The 15,555-nt window shown below is 74.2% G+C and carries 15 protein-coding genes; 9 read left to right on the forward strand and 6 right to left on the reverse strand.

What is annotated here, in order from left to right:
* Window positions 1-11: 11 nt before the first annotated feature.
* Window positions 12-1,058: a DUF3027 domain-containing protein gene (locus ABZ822_RS02210; protein ID WP_360845824.1), complete on the reverse strand. Its 1,047-nt coding sequence runs from the start codon at window positions 1,056-1,058 to the stop codon at window positions 12-14.
* A gap of 334 nt (window positions 1,059-1,392) precedes the next feature.
* Here ABZ822_RS02210 and ABZ822_RS02215 point away from each other — a divergent pair, with 334 nt between their 5' ends.
* From ABZ822_RS02215 to ABZ822_RS02230, 4 genes are read left to right on the forward strand one after another with little or no spacing between them, the layout of a single operon-like run.
* Complete coding sequence (locus ABZ822_RS02215; RefSeq protein ID WP_360846952.1) at window positions 1,393-2,925, forward strand: MFS transporter; 1,533 nt, start codon at window positions 1,393-1,395, stop codon at window positions 2,923-2,925.
* A gap of 26 nt (window positions 2,926-2,951) precedes the next feature.
* A complete protein-coding gene (locus ABZ822_RS02220) occupies window positions 2,952-3,449 on the forward strand; it encodes a hypothetical protein (RefSeq protein ID WP_360845825.1) in 498 nt (165 codons plus the stop codon).
* A gap of 34 nt (window positions 3,450-3,483) precedes the next feature.
* The gene (locus tag ABZ822_RS02225; RefSeq protein WP_360845826.1) at window positions 3,484-4,365 is read left to right on the forward strand and encodes a futalosine hydrolase; all 882 of its coding nucleotides are present in this window, start codon (window positions 3,484-3,486) and stop codon (window positions 4,363-4,365) included.
* Window positions 4,362-5,219 (forward strand): 1,4-dihydroxy-6-naphthoate synthase, encoded by an 858-nt coding sequence (locus ABZ822_RS02230; protein ID WP_360845828.1) that lies wholly within the window; start codon window positions 4,362-4,364, stop codon window positions 5,217-5,219. The genes ABZ822_RS02225 and ABZ822_RS02230 overlap by 4 nt, the downstream gene beginning before the upstream one ends.
* A gap of 69 nt (window positions 5,220-5,288) precedes the next feature.
* Here the strand turns inward: ABZ822_RS02230 and ABZ822_RS02235 are convergent, their stop codons facing one another.
* Window positions 5,289-5,672, reverse strand: a complete 384-nt coding sequence (locus tag ABZ822_RS02235) for a cold-shock protein (protein ID WP_360845830.1) — start codon at window positions 5,670-5,672, stop codon at window positions 5,289-5,291.
* Window positions 5,673-5,847: 175 nt separating this feature from the next.
* On the opposite strand from ABZ822_RS02235, the gene ABZ822_RS02240 reads away from it, so the two are divergent.
* On the forward strand, window positions 5,848-6,108 hold the full coding sequence (locus tag ABZ822_RS02240) for a hypothetical protein (RefSeq protein ID WP_360845832.1): 261 nt from the start codon (window positions 5,848-5,850) through the stop codon (window positions 6,106-6,108).
* Here the strand turns inward: ABZ822_RS02240 and ABZ822_RS02245 are convergent.
* Window positions 6,075-6,719: an HAD hydrolase-like protein gene (locus tag ABZ822_RS02245; RefSeq protein ID WP_360845834.1), complete on the reverse strand. Its 645-nt coding sequence runs from the start codon at window positions 6,717-6,719 to the stop codon at window positions 6,075-6,077. The two genes, ABZ822_RS02240 and ABZ822_RS02245, sit on opposite strands and share 34 nt — an antisense overlap.
* Before the next feature lie 159 nt (window positions 6,720-6,878).
* Between ABZ822_RS02245 and ABZ822_RS02250 the strand changes: the two genes are divergently transcribed.
* The 3 genes from ABZ822_RS02250 (at window position 6,879) to ABZ822_RS02260 (ending at window position 9,950) form a co-directional block, all read left to right on the forward strand.
* Window positions 6,879-7,907 (forward strand): iron ABC transporter permease, encoded by a 1,029-nt coding sequence (locus tag ABZ822_RS02250; protein WP_360845836.1) that lies wholly within the window; start codon window positions 6,879-6,881, stop codon window positions 7,905-7,907.
* Between the two features lie 79 nt (window positions 7,908-7,986).
* The gene (locus ABZ822_RS02255) at window positions 7,987-9,069 is read left to right on the forward strand and encodes an iron chelate uptake ABC transporter family permease subunit (protein ID WP_360845838.1); all 1,083 of its coding nucleotides are present in this window, start codon (window positions 7,987-7,989) and stop codon (window positions 9,067-9,069) included.
* Window positions 9,066-9,950 (forward strand): ABC transporter ATP-binding protein, encoded by an 885-nt coding sequence (locus ABZ822_RS02260; protein ID WP_360845840.1) that lies wholly within the window; start codon window positions 9,066-9,068, stop codon window positions 9,948-9,950. Before ABZ822_RS02255 ends, ABZ822_RS02260 begins: the two co-directional genes overlap by 4 nt.
* Window positions 9,951-10,007: 57 nt before the next feature.
* On the opposite strand, the gene ABZ822_RS02265 is transcribed toward ABZ822_RS02260, so the two are convergent.
* Both ABZ822_RS02265 and ABZ822_RS02270 read right to left on the reverse strand, forming a co-directional pair.
* Window positions 10,008-11,213 (reverse strand): hypothetical protein, encoded by a 1,206-nt coding sequence (locus ABZ822_RS02265; RefSeq protein WP_360845842.1) that lies wholly within the window; start codon window positions 11,211-11,213, stop codon window positions 10,008-10,010.
* Between the two features lie 75 nt (window positions 11,214-11,288).
* Complete coding sequence (locus tag ABZ822_RS02270) at window positions 11,289-11,978, reverse strand: HD domain-containing protein (RefSeq protein WP_360845844.1); 690 nt, start codon at window positions 11,976-11,978, stop codon at window positions 11,289-11,291.
* A gap of 56 nt (window positions 11,979-12,034) precedes the next feature.
* On the opposite strand from ABZ822_RS02270, the gene ABZ822_RS02275 reads away from it, so the two are divergent.
* Window positions 12,035-12,733: a copper homeostasis protein CutC gene (locus ABZ822_RS02275; protein WP_360845846.1), complete on the forward strand. Its 699-nt coding sequence runs from the start codon at window positions 12,035-12,037 to the stop codon at window positions 12,731-12,733.
* A gap of 206 nt (window positions 12,734-12,939) precedes the next feature.
* Here the strand turns inward: ABZ822_RS02275 and ABZ822_RS02280 are convergent, their stop codons facing one another.
* The gene (locus tag ABZ822_RS02280; RefSeq protein WP_360846956.1) at window positions 12,940-15,063 is read right to left on the reverse strand and encodes an AAA family ATPase; all 2,124 of its coding nucleotides are present in this window, start codon (window positions 15,061-15,063) and stop codon (window positions 12,940-12,942) included.
* Between the last annotated feature and the right edge of the window lie 492 nt (window positions 15,064-15,555).

The raw sequence follows: 15,555 nt of genomic DNA on the forward strand, positions 1-15,555 counted from the left end.
CGGTCAACGCGTCAGGAGTGGCCGAGTTCCTCCTCGGGCCCCGCATCCTCCACCGAGCCGCCCGTACGGTCCGGCCGGAGAGGCAGCGGGTCGACCTTCGTCTCGTCGATCACCGGCGGCGCCGGCCGCGGCGGCTTCGGCATGACCGCGGCCTCCGAGTGGCCGCCGCAGCCGAACGTCAGCGAGACGACGCGGCCGTCCGCCGGAGAGAACTCGTTCGCGCAGACGCCGAACGCCTGCCGCAGCGATCCGGCCAGCGGGACCAGGAAGCCGCACGAGACGCAGGCCGCGGGTGCCGCCTGCGCCATGGGGGTCTTCGCACCGTAGCCCTCTTCCCAGCGGTCGGCCGCCGTGTGCAGGCCGTAGCGGGAGAGGACCCGGGCGCGGCGCATGCCCAGCTCCTCGGCGAGCGCGGCGATGCTGCTCCGCGACGGGAGGCCTTGCAGGGCGCCGGACGCCCCGTTCGCGGTGGTGGGCGGCGGCGTCGCGGACGCCTCACCAGCGGCCTCCCCCGCCGCACCGGCCGTACGGCGCGCTTCCGCGCTCCCGGCAGCCTCGCGCGCAGTCTCGTCCGTCGCTTCGCGCGCAGCCTCGTCCCGCGCTTCGCGAGCGGTCTCGTCCTCCGACTCGCGCGCCGCCTCGGCGTCCCCCGCGACCACGGAGTTCGGCGGCGGCTCGTCCTCGCCGGAGTAGCCCGGCTCCAGGCGGAGGTCGTCCGCCTCGATCGGCAGGAGATCACCGGGACCGAGGTCGCCGGGGCGCAGCCGTTCGCTCCACGGCACCCACTCCGGCGCGAGCAGCGCCTCGGGACCGGGCAGCAGCACGGTTTCGTCGAGCGTGACGAGCTTCGCGCGCGAGGCGCGGGTGACGGTCACCGCCCAGCGCCAGCCGCGGTAGGCGGCCTCGCGGCAGGCGAAGAAGTGCGTGACGACGCGGTCACCTTCCGCCACGGCGCCGAGGTGCTCGCCGACCGAGTCCTCGCCCGCGGCTTCGACGGCCGCGGCGAGGGCGAGTTCGACCGCCTCGGCGCACATGCGGTCAGGGGTACGGCTTCGCATCGTCGCAGCACTCACAAGAATCGATTCTCTCCTACGCCGTATCACGCGTGCGCCAGCCGGACCGTGCGAACCGGCCGTGGCCGACCGGACGGCCGGAGGGCGGCGGACGGAGCGGACCGCAGGACCGCGTCGACGTCCGCGCCCGATCGGCCTCGGGCGCACCTGCTACGACCCATTCTGCGGGATCGCCGACAGGTGCGGAGCCAAGAACGACGGCCGGTGCGCGCAACGCACGCTACCCCGCCCGGGGCCGCGGGGCCCACCCTCCCCCTCTCCTCGTCCCCACAAAGGCCCCGCGAAGGCCCCGCGACGGCCCCGCGAAGCCGTGGCTGACATGCCGCCGGGCCCGCGAAACAGCCATGCCTCGTACGAGTTGGGGCAGTATGACGGGGTGGCAGCCGACTGGTCGTCCGCACGCACGAGTCCGCTCCGGCGTATCGGCGCGGCGGTCGGACGTGCCCTTCATCTGCCGTTCACCGCCACCGCCCGGGGCATCCGCCGTGTCACGCACGCGCACGGTGCGGGTGAGTCGGGGCTGGGCAAGCTGATCGAGCTGCACGCCGTCAACGGCGCGGGCGACATGCTCATCACCATCGCCCTCGCCTCGACGGTCTTCTTCTCCGTCCCCACCGACGAGGCCCGCGGCCGCGTCGCCCTCTATCTGGCGATCACGCTGGCGCCCTTCGCGCTGCTCGCCCCTGTCATCGGCCCGATCCTCGACCGCTTCCCGCACGGCCGCCGCGCGGCGATGGCGGCCTCGATGCTGGCCCGTGCGCTGCTGGCGCTGACCCTGTCGAACGCCGTGTCCACCGGCGGCATCGAGCTGTACCCGGCAGCCCTTGGCGTCCTGGTGGCGTCGAAGGCGTACGGCGTCGTGCGCAGCGCCGTCGTCCCGCGGCTGCTCCCTCCGCGCTTCGCCCTGGTCAAGGCGAACTCCCGGGTGACGCTCGGCGGTCTGCTGGCCACGGGCATCGCGGCGCCGGTCGGGGCCGGGCTGCAGATGATCGGGTCCGGCTGGCCGCTCTACGGCGCGTTCGCCGTCTTCTGCCTGGGCGCGTTCCTGGCGTTCACGCTGCCGCACAAGGTGGACTCGGCGAAGGGCGAGGGAAAGGCCCGCTTCATCTCCCACGAGTTCCCTCCGCACCACAAGACACAGGACACACACCCGACGGGCGTGACCGGTGCCGGCGCGTCGCGCGCCACGCACGCCCCGGTGTGGTTCGGCAGGCTCCGGCGCGGCGGCGCCTCCGCGGGACGGAAGCCGAAGAAGCCCGGGCTGCGGACCGTCGGCCCGTCGGTGCTGCACGGGCTGCAGGCCAATGCCACGCACCGGGCGCTCTCCGGCTTCCTCATCTTCTTCCTGGCGTTCCTGCTGCGGGAGCACCCGCTGGGCGACCGGAGCGCGGCGTTCTCGCTGGGCATGGTGGCGGTCGGGGCGGGTGTCGGGAACGCGCTGGGCACGGCCGTCGGCGCCTGGGTCAGGTCCCGTACGCCGGAGCGGATCATCGCCGCGGTGCTCGGGCTCGCGCTGGGCACGGCGATCCTCGCGGCGGTGTTCTTCAACCAGGTGACGATCACCGCGCTGGGGGCGGTGGCGGGGTTCACGCAGGCCCTCTCGAAGCTGTCGCTGGACGCGCTGATCCAGCGGGACGTGCCCGAGGTGGTGCGCACCTCCGCCTTCGCCCGCTCCGAGACGCTGCTGCAGATGTCGTGGGTCGTGGGCGGCGCGATCGGTATCTCGCTGCCGCTCAACGGCGTCCTGGGCATGTCGGTGGCGGCGGCGATGTGCGCGGCCGGCGCGGCCCTGACCGTACGGGGGCTGCTGTCCGCGGGGCGGCGCGGCTCGCCGCACCCCCGCGTGGCGTGAGAGGAGCGGGCCGATAGCCTTCGCGCATGACCTCTGCGCTTTTCAGGAGCAAGACCCGCCGCACCGTGGTGGCAGCCGGTGCCGCCGTTCTCGGCCTCGTCGCCCTCTCCGCCTGCGAGAAGCCGACCCCGCTGGCGACGGTCACGGTGGGCTCGAACTCCGCTACCGCCGAGGCCGCCTGCTACAGCGACAAGGGGATCTCGCAGAAGGAGCTGCAGAGCTGCTTCTCCGAGAAGGGCGGCAAGAAGGTCACGGTGCACGACGGCGAGAAGATCCGCGTCGGGGTCGACCCGGAGATCGCCGAGTCCGGCTGGGTCATGGTCGTCAACGGCCAGCCCACGATGGCCGAGGCAAGCAAGGACACCTACCGCTCCTTCGACTTCGACCAGATCTTCGCCGCGCAGCAGGGTCAGCCGGGCGGTGCGGCCGCGGCGCCGAAGACCGCCAAGGTCGCGATCATCGAGCTCAAGGGCGGGGACGAGCCCAAGGGCCTGTGGCAGTTCAACCTCAGCAAGGCGTCCTGACGGACCGCCGCAGCTCCTCGATCGGGCACCGACGATGAGCGGGCCGGGCGCGCGGACCACGCCGCCACCGCCGGACGCGGAACGGCGGCCGGTGCGCCTGCTCGTGGTCACCGCCGTGACGGCGGAGGCGGACGCGGTGACGGCGGGCCTGGCCGATGCGGACGCCGTACGCGAAGCCCACTCCGTACGAACCGACGCGGACGCCGCCGTACGCGAAGCCCACCCCGTACGAGCCGACGCGGACGCCGCCCGGACGAACGCATCCGCCGCCGGTGTCCCGCTTCCGCAGCGGATGCGCCGCCCTGGCCTCCTCGCCGACGTCCTGGCCGCCGGGGTCGGACCCGCGGCCGCCGCGGCCGGCACCGCGACGGCGCTGACCACCGCCGCGCTCGCCGGCCACCCGTACGACGTCGTCGTCTCGGCCGGGATCGGCGGCGGGTTCGCGCCCGTCGCCCCGCTCGGCAGCCTCGTCGTCGCGGACGCGATCGTCGCCGCGGACCTGGGGGCCGAGGACGCCGGATCGCCCGACGGGTTCGTGCCCGTCGACGCGTTGGGCTTCGGCCGCACCGTGCACCACCCCCCGCCCGGTCCCGCCGAGCACGCCGCGAAGGGCCTGGAGCGCGGGGGCCTGCGGGCCGTGCTCGCGCCCGTCCTCACCGTCTCCACCGTGACCGGCTCCGCCGAGCGCGCCGCCGCGCTGCGGGCGCGCCATCCGCGCGCCGCCGCCGAGGCGATGGAGGGCTACGGGGTCGCCGAGGCCGCCGCCACGCGCGGCGCACCCTTCCTCGAAGTGCGCGCGGTCTCCAACCCCGTCGGACCGCGCGACCGCGGCGCCTGGCGGATCGCCGAGGCCCTGGATGCCCTGCGGCAGGCGTTCGGCCTGCTCGCCCCGATCGTCGAGGAGGAGTTCCGATGAGCCCGGCCGGCCCGGACGGCGCACTGCGGATCGCGTACTCGCCGTGCCCCAACGACACATTCGTCTTCCATGCGTGGGCCCATGGCCACGTCCCCGGCGCGCCCGCGCTGGACGTGACCTTCGCGGACATCGACCTCACCAACGGCATGGCGGAGCGCGGCGAACTGGACGTCCTCAAGGTGTCCTACGCGGTCCTGCCGTGGATCACCGACCGCTACGCGCTGCTGCCCTGCGGCGGGGCGCTCGGCCGCGGCTGCGGGCCGCTGGTGCTCACCCGCGAACCGGGCCCGGACCTCGCGGGCCGTACGGTCGCCGTGCCGAGCGAGCGGTCGACCGCGTACCTCCTCTTCCGGCTCTGGGCCGCGGACGAGGTGCCGGGCGGCGTGGGCGAGGTCGTGGTCATGCCGTTCCACGAGATCATGCCCGCCGTGCGCGACGGCAAGGTCGACGCCGGGCTGGTGATCCACGAGGCCCGCTTCACCTACCAGGACTTCGGGCTGCACCGCCTCGCCGACATGGGCGAGCACTGGGAGTCCACGACGGGGCTGCCGATCCCCCTCGGCGCGATCGTCGCCCGCCGCGACCTCGGCGAGGAGCGGCTGCGGCAGCTCGCGGACGCGGCGCGCGACTCGGTGCGCATGGCCTGGGCGGACCCGGAGGCCTCGCGCGCGTACGTGATGGAGCACGCGCAGGAGATGGACCCGGCCGTCGCGGACCAGCACATCGCGCTGTACGTCAACGAGTTCACGGCCGGTCTCGGGGACGAGGGTTACGCCGCGGTGCGCGCGCTGCTGACACGTGCCGCGGCCGAGGGGCTCGTACCGCCCGTCGGCCACGACGCGCTGAGTCTCTGAACCGATTCCCTGAGACGCCCGGAGCCCGGGCAGCGTTGCCGGTGCTGTTGCCGGTGCCGGACGGCCCCGCTAGACGTCCAGTTGGTCGGCCACCGCGCGCAGCATGCCGGCGATCTTGCCGCCGTGCGCCTTGTCCGGGTAGCGGCCGCGCTCGAGCTGCTGCGCGACGTTCTCCAGCAGGGTGGTGAGGTCCTGGACGATCGAGGCCAGTTCGTCCGGCTTACGGCGCTGGGCCGCCGCGACCGATGGTGCCGGGTCGAGCAGTGTCACCGAGAGGGCCTGGTCGCCGCGCTGGCCCGCGACCACGCCGAACTCCACGCGCTGGCCCGGCTTGAGTGCGTCCACTCCGTCCGGAAGCACCGAGGAGTGCACGAAGACGTCGCCGCCGTCGTCGCGGGAGAGGAAGCCGAAGCCCTTCTCACTGTTGAACCACTTGACCTTGCCGGTAGGCACGTCCGTCCTCGTCCTCGTGATCGTCGGGGAAAACACACACCACAAACAGCTCCGGAGAGCAGTACAGCGGGCCCGTCCGGACCCGCAGCCCCCCAAGGCTAATGGTCAGGTGGCTGGTGACAAGACGTCGCCGGGTGGTTCCGATCCGCTCCCGGACGCCACCTACCCTGGTCGGGTGACCCATGAAACCCGAGCGCCGGCCGCCGGACCCGGCGACCGCCTCGTCCGTATCGGCGCCATCGTCTTCGTCGTCGGCGCACTGGCCACACTGGCCACCGTGGCCCCGCTGTTCCTGGGCGCCGAACCGCTCCCGCCGGCCGCCTACTTCGTGTCCATGCTCATGGGCGCCGGCTTCGCCGTCGCCGCGGCCGGAGTGCTGAGGTCGGTGGCGGCGCAGCGCCGTCAGGCCAGGGAGGCGGCGCGGTCCTCCGCGTAGCGCTGCAGCCAGTCCGGGAAACCGGTCAGATCGGGCAGCACGACGTCCGCGCCCGCCGTGCGGAGTTCGGCCGCGTCGCACGGCCCGGTGGCGACCGCCACGGACAGCGCGCCCGCGGTGCGCGCACCGCGCACGTCGCCGGTGTGGTCGCCGACGTACACGGTGGCCCCGTGCGCGATCAGCGCCTCCGCCTTGGCCTCCGCCCACAGCCCGCCGATCACCGAGTCCGCCTCGATGCCGAGGTGGGTGAGGTGGGTCTCGGCGTGCGGCTGGTTCTTGGCGGTGACGACGACGGCGCGGCCGCCGAGCCGTCGCACCGCCGCAAGTGCCTCGCGCGCCCCGGCCATGGCGAGGGTCGGGGCGATGGCGTGGGCCGGGTAGAGCGAGCGGTAGAGGGCCGCCGTCTCCGCGATCCGCTCCTCGGGGAACCAGTGCGCCAGTTCGTGCTCCAGCGGCGGCCCGAGCCGGCTGATCGCGAGCTCGACGTCGATGTCCGTGGCGGTCTCGGCGACCAGGGCCTCGTAGGCGGCCTTGATGCCGGGCCGGGAGTCGATCAGCGTCATGTCGAGGTCGAAGCCGACCGTCAGCGCGGGTATGGGCATGCCCGCCATTGTGCCGTCCGCGGTCACGGCGCCCGACGGCCCCCTTATGCTGAGGCTTGCCTAACCTCCTGCACAGGATCGGCTCATCACACCGGAGGCCGGCGCCTGGTGCGCGCGCACCGGCGCCCTGTGCCAGGACACCGCAGCAAGAGAACAGCGAAGGGACCGATGACAGCCGCGACCGCCACCGGCCCCGGACGCGTTCTGGTGGCCCGACGCCTCGCGTGGACCGCCGCGGCCGTCGTCGCCCTGCTCCTCGCGGTGCTGCTGAGCCTCGCCGTCGGGGCGCGCGCCATCGCCCCCTCCGCGGTCCTCGACGCCCTGCTGCACGGCGGTACGGGCGAGACCGCCGAGATCGTCCGCAGCCTGCGCGTGCCGCGTACGGTCATCGCGGTCATGGTCGGCGCCGCGCTCGCCATGGCGGGCACGGTGATGCAGGGCATCACCCGGAACCCCATCGCCGACCCGGGCATCCTCGGCATCAGCCAGGGCGCCGCGGTCGGTGTCGTCCTGGCCATCGCCTTCGCCGGTGTGCACTCGCTCACCGGCTACGTCTGGTTCGCGTTCGCGGGGGCGGGCGTCGCGGCGGTCGCCGTGTACGCCATCGCCTCCAGCGGGCGGGGAGGGGCGAGTCCGGTGAAGCTCGCGCTCGCGGGCGCCGCCATCAACGCCCTTCTCGTCTCGGTGATTCACGCCGTCCTCACCACGGACGCCGCCACGCTGGACGAGTTCCGCTTCTGGCAGGTCGGCTCGGTCTCCGGGCGTGAGAGCGCCGTCATCGAGCAGACCTGGCCGTTCCTGGCGATCGGCACCGTGCTCGTCCTCTCCGTCGCCCGCGGCCTGGACGCACTGGCCCTCGGCGAGGACGTCGCCAAGGGGCTCGGCCAGAAGGTGGCGACCGTACGGATCGTGGGCGGCCTGGGCTCGACGGTCCTCACCGGCGTGGGGGTCGCCGCCGCGGGTCCCATCGCCTTCGTCGGCCTCGCTGTTCCGCACATCGCCCGCGCGGTCGTCGGCACCGACCACCGCTGGGTGCTGCCGATGGCCGCGCTCATCGGGCCGGTGATGCTGCTGGTCGCGGACGTCGCCGGCCGGATCGTGTTCCCGCCGTCGGAGGTGCCTGCGGGCGTGGCCACCGCGCTGATCGGCGTCCCATTCCTCGTCGCCCTGGTCCGCCGCAAGACGGTGTCGTCATGAGGGGCAGGGGATCCGGGGAGCGGACGGTTGGCGGCCACGCGGTGGGGCGCACGAGCTTCCAGCACGCCGGGGAGGGCGTATGACGGCGGTCGCCACCACGACGAAGTCCCGTACCGGGGGCGGCATACGGCCCGCCGGCTACACGGTCGTACGCGCCGGGCGCGGGTCGTTCCTGCTGCACCGCCGGGCCGCCGTCGTCGCCGGTCTGCTGACCCTGGCGCTGGCCGGCGTGTGCCTGGCGTATCTGTGCGTCGGGGAGTCGACGGCCGCGCCCGTCGAGGCCGTGAAGGCCGTCCTGGGGCTTCCGTCGCAGGAGGAGTTCGTCGTCGGCACGCTGCGGCTGCCGCGGATGACCGTCGGGCTGCTGGTCGGCGCGGCGTTCGGCGTCGCGGGCGCGCTCATCCAGACCGTCGCGCGCAATCCGCTGGCCAGTCCCGACGTCATCGGCATCAGCCACGGCGCGAGCGCGCTGACGGTGGGCGCGCTGACCTTCGGCGTCACCTCGTTCGCCGTCCTCCCCTACCTCTCCGTCCTCGGCGGCCTGTCCGCGGCCGCACTGGTGTACGTCTTCGCGTGGCGCGGCGGGCTGCACGCCGCGCGGTTCGTGCTCATCGGCATCGGCTTCGCGATCGCCCTGCGCTCGGTGACCCAACTGTTCCTCACCAAGGGGGACTTCCTGGTCGCCCAGCAGGCACAGGTGTGGATGACCGGCTCGCTCAACGGGCGGGGCTGGGAGGAGGCCGGGCCGCTCGGCTGGACCCTGCTGGCGCTGCTGCCCGCGATGCTGTGGGCGGCGCGCGCCCAGCGCTTCGTGTCGCTCGACGACTCGACGTCGACCGCGCTGGGCTCCCGGCTGGGGCGGGACCGGCTCGGCCTGGTCCTGCTCGGCGTCGTCCTGGCGTCCGTGGCCACGGCGTCCGCGGGGCCCGTGGACTTCGTGGCCCTGCTCGCACCGCAGATCGCCCGGCGCCTGACGCGTACGGCCCAGATCCCGCTGCTGTGCGCGGCGTTGACGGGCGCGTTCATCGTGGTCGCCGCCGACCTGCCGGCCCGGACCCTGTTCGCCCCGACCGAGCTGCCGGTGGGTGTGCTCACCGCCGCGGTCGGAGCCCCGTATCTCATCCTGCTGATCATCCGCAGCCGTACCGGAGGGCGAGCGTGACCGCGTCCGAGACCCCTGAGGCCCCCCAGACCCCGGCGAGCAGGCTCGCCGCCCGCGATCTGACCCTCGCCTACGAGGAGCGCACGGTCGTCGAGGGGCTCGACCTGTCCGTGCCGGACGGCGAGGTCACCGTGATCGTCGGCCCCAACGCCTGCGGGAAGTCCACCCTGTTGCGCGCGCTGGGCCGTCTCCTCAAGCCGCGCCGCGGCTCCGTCCTGCTCGACGGCCGTGAACTCGCGCGCATCCCCACCCGGAAGGTCGCGCAGTCGGTCGGGCTGCTGCCGCAGACACCGGTCGCGCCGGAGGCGATCACCGTCGCCGACCTGGTCGCACGGGGGCGCCAGCCGCACCAGCACTGGTGGCAGCAGTGGTCGGAGGAGGACGAGCGGGCGGTCGGCGAGGCCATGGCCCGTACGGATGTGACGGACCTGGCCGCGCGGCCCGTCGACGAGTTGTCGGGCGGGCAGCGGCAGCGCGTCTGGATCGCCATGGCCCTCGCGCAGGAGACGGATCTGCTGCTCCTGGACGAGCCCACGACGTATCTGGACATCGCACACCAGGTGGAAGTACTGGATCTCGTACGGCAGTTGAACCACGAACGCGGGCGGACGGTCGTGGCAGTGCTGCACGACCTCAACCAGGCCACCCGGTACGCGGGGCACCTGGTCGCCATGAAGGCCGGACGGATCGTGGCGCAGGGACCGCCCGCCGAGGTCGTCACGGCGGAGATGGTGCGGGAGGTCTTCGGGCTCGACTCGGTCGTCGTACCGGACCCGGTGACGGGCAGTCCGCTGGTGGTGCCGGGCGCTCCGTGGCGGGCGGCGGCGGACCGGTCGCCGGGCGCGAAGGCGCGCGACACGTCGTCACCGGTGGGTTCCTAGCACCCTCCGCGCTCCAACCGCCTCTGTGAGAGCAAATGTTGGTGCGCCGGATGGGGACTAGCCGCGCTGCCGGGCGCGCCACAGCAGATAGAGCGCGGACGCGACGGCCGCCGCGCGCAGGGCGACCGGCCACGTCTCTGTGAGCGCGGCGTCCATCTGCCCCTTCGCGATCGGCTCGCCCCACCGTCCGTCGAACCGCCCCCACAGCCACACCAGCGCGCCCGCCGCGACGACGCCCGGCAGCCCCAGCGCGGCCCACTTGTTCTCCGCGCGCGTCAATGTGCGGGTGCCGTACGCGATGAGCCAGCCGACGCCGAGCAGCACCAGCTGTCCCATGACGGCTCCCGCGACGAGCAGCCCGGCGGCCAGCAGCAGGAGCGGACTGAAGGAGCGCCGGACGACCTGCCGGCGTCGCCGGAACATCACGCGCCGCAGCAGGCCCGGGCCGTGCCCGGCCTTCGCCGCTTCGGCCTCCGCCGCCTCGGCGGCCTTGGCGGCGGCTTCCGCCTCCGCCTTCCGCAGGCGCTCGGCGTCGACCTCGGGTGCCGGTGGCGGTTTCAGTATCTCGGGGACCTCGATGCCGCCGACGAATCCGGGCACGGCGTCGCCCACGTCGCCGAACGGCCCGGGTTCGACGCGCCACCAGTCGGGGGTCTCGTCCTGCGGGCCGAGTTCGTCCTCGCCCGCGAGGTGCGGCGGCGACGGCTCGTGCGGTGAACGCGGCGGCGGGATCGTGCCCTCGGACTTGTCCACGATCCGGCCGGTGAGGGGCGTGGACCGCTCCGAGGCGGCGGGTACCTCGGGGCCGCCGGCATTCCCGCCGGCGGACTGCCCGTCCGTACCGCCCTCCGCGGCGGCGGGCTTCCGGCTGTCCGCCTTCCTCCCGCCCAGCCTGAAGCCGAAGGGGCCGGAGCCGAAGGAACCCGAGCCGAACGGGCCTGTGGAGCCCTCGCCCTTGCCGTCGGGCCGCTGCGCGCCGGGCGTCCGGTCGTCCCCTTCCGCGGCGGGCCGGTGCCGGGGCGCCGCGGGGCGGGTGTCGGTCCCGCCCGCCGCGGCCACCACGTCGGACGGCGTGCCCAGCTTGCCGAGGATGCGCTTCACGGACGCGGCCGAGTCCGCCGCACCGGCGCGCTGCGCGTCGATCTCCGTCCGCAGCCGGGTGACCAGGCGCATCCGGTCGCCGGACGGCAACTGCTGCTGCTGAGCGAGGTCTCCGACCCGGCTCAAATAGTCGAATACGAGCTTGTCGCTCTCGATTCCCACCAAATCCCCTGCGGGCGCACGCACTTCACCATGGCACTGCCCGACGCTACCGCTTCCCGCGCCTCCGGCGCCGCATCAACTCACGCTCAGCAGCCGCAGCTCCGTCTCCAGGTTGTACCGCGCCGTCCGTTCCCACCGCTCGTGCGCCGTGGGCGTGCGGAACAGGCTCGGCAGGTCGAGGAGTTCGCGCAGCACCGCGGAGCGCCCGTCACGGAACGCGTCGTGGGGCACGAAGCCGTACTCCTGGCGGACGGCGGCGGCGTAGGCGGCGTACGCCTGGGGCGGGCCCGCGAGCACAGCGAGGTCGGCGTCGCACAGCACCTCGCCGTCGGCGTCCCCCGGCTCGGGGTCGTGGCGGACGGTGAGCCGTACGAGCCGGGCCACCTCGGCCGTACGGGCCTCCGGGACCCCCGCCTCGGGCAGGGCGCGTTCGGCGAGGCGCGCGCTCCGCTCCTCGTTCTCCGAGCGCTCCGGGTCGTAGACGGCGTCGTGGAACCAGGCGGCGAGCCGTACGGCGTCGGGGTCGGCGCTGTGGTGGGCCAGTTCCTCGACGCGGTCGAGGACGGCGAGGAGGTGTTCGGTGGTGTGGTAATGCCGGTGGGGCTCGGCCCAGCGGGCGAGGAGGTTCTCGCCGTACGGGACCGGGTCCGGCCGGTCTTCCGGGCGGTCCGGCTCCTGGCAGCGGCTCAGCAGACGCGTCCACCGGGCGAGGAGGACGGCGTGCGTGGCTGCGGCATCGGCATGAGGGGCGGCGTTCTCGGCCATGGATCAATTGTGTGGCACGGTTCCCTGCGCCGGGCGCCTGTGGCACCCTGGGATATATGTCTAGACCAATTCTCGAGGTCATCGCGCTCGACGCCGACGACGCGGTCGCGGCGCAAGCCGGAGGAGCCGACCGCCTCGAACTGGTCACCGGCATGGCGGCCGACGGACTCACGCCCTCCCGCGAGACCTTCGCCGCGGTGCGCGCGGCCGTGGACCTCCCGCTGCGCGTGATGCTGCGGTCGGAAGCCGCGGGCCGGCGCGGCGAACGCCCCACCGCCGCCGAACTCCACGCCCTGTGCACGGAGGCGGAGGCGCTGCGCTCCGAGGGCGCGGACGCGTTCGTCCTCGGCTTCCTCGACCACGAGGGACACCCGGACCTCGTCGCGGTCGAGATGCTCGTCGCGGTGATCGAGCCCTGCCCGTGGACCTTCCACCGGGCCATCGACCGGTCGGCCCACCGCGACGCGCTGCGCAAGCAACTGGCGGGACTGCCCGGCCTGGACACGTACCTGACCGCCGGATCGGCCGCCGGTGTCGACCAGGGTCTGCCGGTCCTCCTGGCGGAGGCGGCACGCACGGGCGAACCGGGGTACGAGCCGCGGATCCTGGCCGGGGGCGGGCTGCGCCTGACGCACCTGCCGCGGCTGCGCGAGGCGGGGATCGACGCGTTCCACATCGGGTCGGCGGCCCGCCCGGGCGGCTGGTCCGCACCGGTCTCGGCGGCGGCGGTCGAGGAGTGGCGCGCGGCGCTGTGAGCGGTTGGTGGGCGAGGCTGTGAGCGGCTGCGGGGTGGGCTGTGAGCGGCTGGCGCGCGGCGCTGCGAGCGGCTGCGGGGGGCTGTGCGCCCTCCACGCCAGTTGTACTGGTACGCGCCGCGCGGGATTCCGTACGCCCCCGCGCGACCACCGGCCCCGACCGGCCCCTCCTCTCCCGTCCCTCCCGTCCCCCTCCCGTCCCTCCCTCAGCCCGCCCTGAGGCCCGGCGGCTCCCCAGCGGGCCCGGGTTCCCGGGCGGCCAACTCCGCAGGGAGCGGGGCTGCATGAATCACCGTCAGGCCCGAGACCGCCCGGGTCAGCGCCACGTACAAGCGCCGGAGTCCCGTACGCTGCGGTGCTTCCGGCAGGGCGGTCGGCGGTTCGGCGTCGACGACGGCGGCCGGTTCGTCGAGGACCACGTAGTCGTACTCCAGGCCCTTGGCGAGCGACGCCGGGACCAGCGTGAGGCGAGGGTCCGCCGGTCCCTCCCCCGCCTCGTCCGCGGTCGGTGCCCGGGGCCCGGCCGCGTCCGAACCCTCTACAGCCCCGGGCTCCGTGCCGAGTGCGGCGTGGGCGATCCCCGCGCCCGCCACCGCCCGTGCCAGCGCCGGGATCCGTGCGTCCGCGGCGATCAGACCCACCGACCCCTCGCACGTCAGCGCCTCTCGGCAGGCCGCGACCACCGCCGCGTCCAGCTCCTCCCCCGCCACCTCGCGGATCCGCAGCGACCCGGGCGCCTCGCGGACCGATGTGGCCTCCACCAGGCCCGGCGCGATGGCCGGGAGCAGCCGGGACGCGTACGCGATGACCTCGCGCGGGACGCGGAAGCCGGCCGTCAGCTCCTCGATCCGCCCCTCCGGCTTCCCCAGATGGGCCAGGGCCTCCGGCCAACTCCCCGTCGCCCAGGGCGTGGTGCCCTGCGCGAGGTCGCCGAGCACCGTCGCGGACCCCGTGGAGCAGCGGCGTCCCACCGCCCGGTACTGCATGGGCGAGAGGTCCTGCGCCTCGTCGAGCACCACATGCCCGAGGGAGGGTGTCCGCTCCACCAGATCCGCCGCCTCGTCGACCAGCACGGCGTCGGCCGCGGACCACTGCGCCGACTTCGGCCCGCGGGGCGGCTTCGCCCAGAGGATCTCCTGCTGCTCCCCGGCGGTCAGCAGCCCCTCCGCCTGCTCCGCCAGGAAAGCCGGGTCGGACAGCAGCCGGAACACGAGCTTCGCCGGATCGACCGGCGGCCAGACCGCCTTGACGGTCGCTTTCACGGCCGCGTTACGGGCCACCGCGTCCTGCACGCGGTCGTCCGGCGCCTCGCCCGCGGCCTCCATCCGTACGAGGACGGCGTGGGCGATGCGCTGCGGGAGGGCGGCGCGCGCGGCTTCGTAGCGGATGTCGCGCGCCAGCAACTCCTGGACCAGCTCCTCCAGTTCGTACGCGGGGATACGCCAGCGGCGCGAGCCGCGGACCACGACGCAGGGTTCGCCGGGCATCGTGACACCGGACCGCACGGCCCGCCGCAGCACCTCCGCCATCCGTGCGTCGCCCTTGAGAGCGGCGGCGGCCGGGGAGTCCTCCCCGCGGACCGCGACGCGCGCCACGAGGTCGTCGACGGTGGCCTGCTTGACCTCCAACTCCCCCAGAGCGGGCAGCACTTGCTCGATGTAGTGGAGGAAGGAGCGGTTGGGGCCGACGACGAGCGTGCCGGTACGCGCCAGCCGCTCCCGGTGCGCGTACAGCAGATACGCCACGCGGTGCAGGCCGACGGCCGTCTTGCCGGTGCCGGGCGCGCCCTGCACGCACACGGTGCCGCCGAGCCCGGCCCGTACGATCTCGTCCTGCTCCGGCTGGATCGTCGCGACGATGTCCCGCATGGGGCCGACGCGCGGGCGCTCGATCTCCGCCTGGAGCAGCTTGCTGGCCGTGCCCTTTTCGGCCTCGGCCGGGTCGGTCAGGTGCTCGTCCTCGTACGCGGTCAGCTCGCCGCCGGTGTAGCCGAAGCGGCGCCGGAGACCGACGTCCATCGGGTCCTTCTTGGAGGCACGGTAGAAGGGCTGGGAGACGGGGGCGCGCCAGTCGATGACCATCGGGTCGCCTTCGCCGTCGTGCACGTGGCGGCGTCCGATGTAGAACTGCTCCCCCTCGCCGCCCTCCGCCTTGTCGGCCCCGGGTGCGTGGAGGAAGTCGAGGCGGCCGAAGAAGAGCGGGGCGTGGGCGAGGTCGGCGAGGGCCTTGATGCGGTCGCCGATCTCGCGCTCCAGGATGAGCGCGCTCACCCAGTTCGCGGTCGTGTCGCTGATGTCGAGCGCCTCGACCTCGGCGCGCATGGCGCGCAGCGCGGCGCGGGAGGCAGCGAGGTGGTCACGCTCGCGGCGGAGCGGACCGTCCTCGGGGCCGGATCCCTGGTCCGATCCCTGGCCGGATCCCCGGCCGGACTCCCGGCCGGACTCCTGGCCGGTCCGGTGGCGGGGCGTCTTCTCGGGTGTCTGCTCCTGGTTCTCGGGGGGCTGCTCCTCGGCGTGGTCGCGGGCCTGGTCTGGGGCGTGCGCGGGCACGGCTATGCCTCCGGGCGGTGGGTACGAGCGGGGACACCGACCGGTTTCCGACCGGACGGGGGCTCTCCCTCAGCGGTACGGGAGGCGGGCAGACGCGGCATATTAGCCATCCCGTCCGGATAGGGCGAATCAATTTCCCGGACGCCCGCCCCGCCCGCCCCTCTCGTCCCCGAGATCGCCTCAGGGGCCATCCGCCCCAGGTATGGCGGGGCCTGCATCCCGGGGCTGACGGGCGACCCCCGTCGATTGCGCCCGCGGGCTGATGTGCTCCGA

Origin of the sequence: Streptomyces sp. NPDC047108, assembly GCF_040643575.1 — a bacterium.
Lineage (GTDB): Bacteria > Actinomycetota > Actinomycetes > Streptomycetales > Streptomycetaceae > Streptomyces.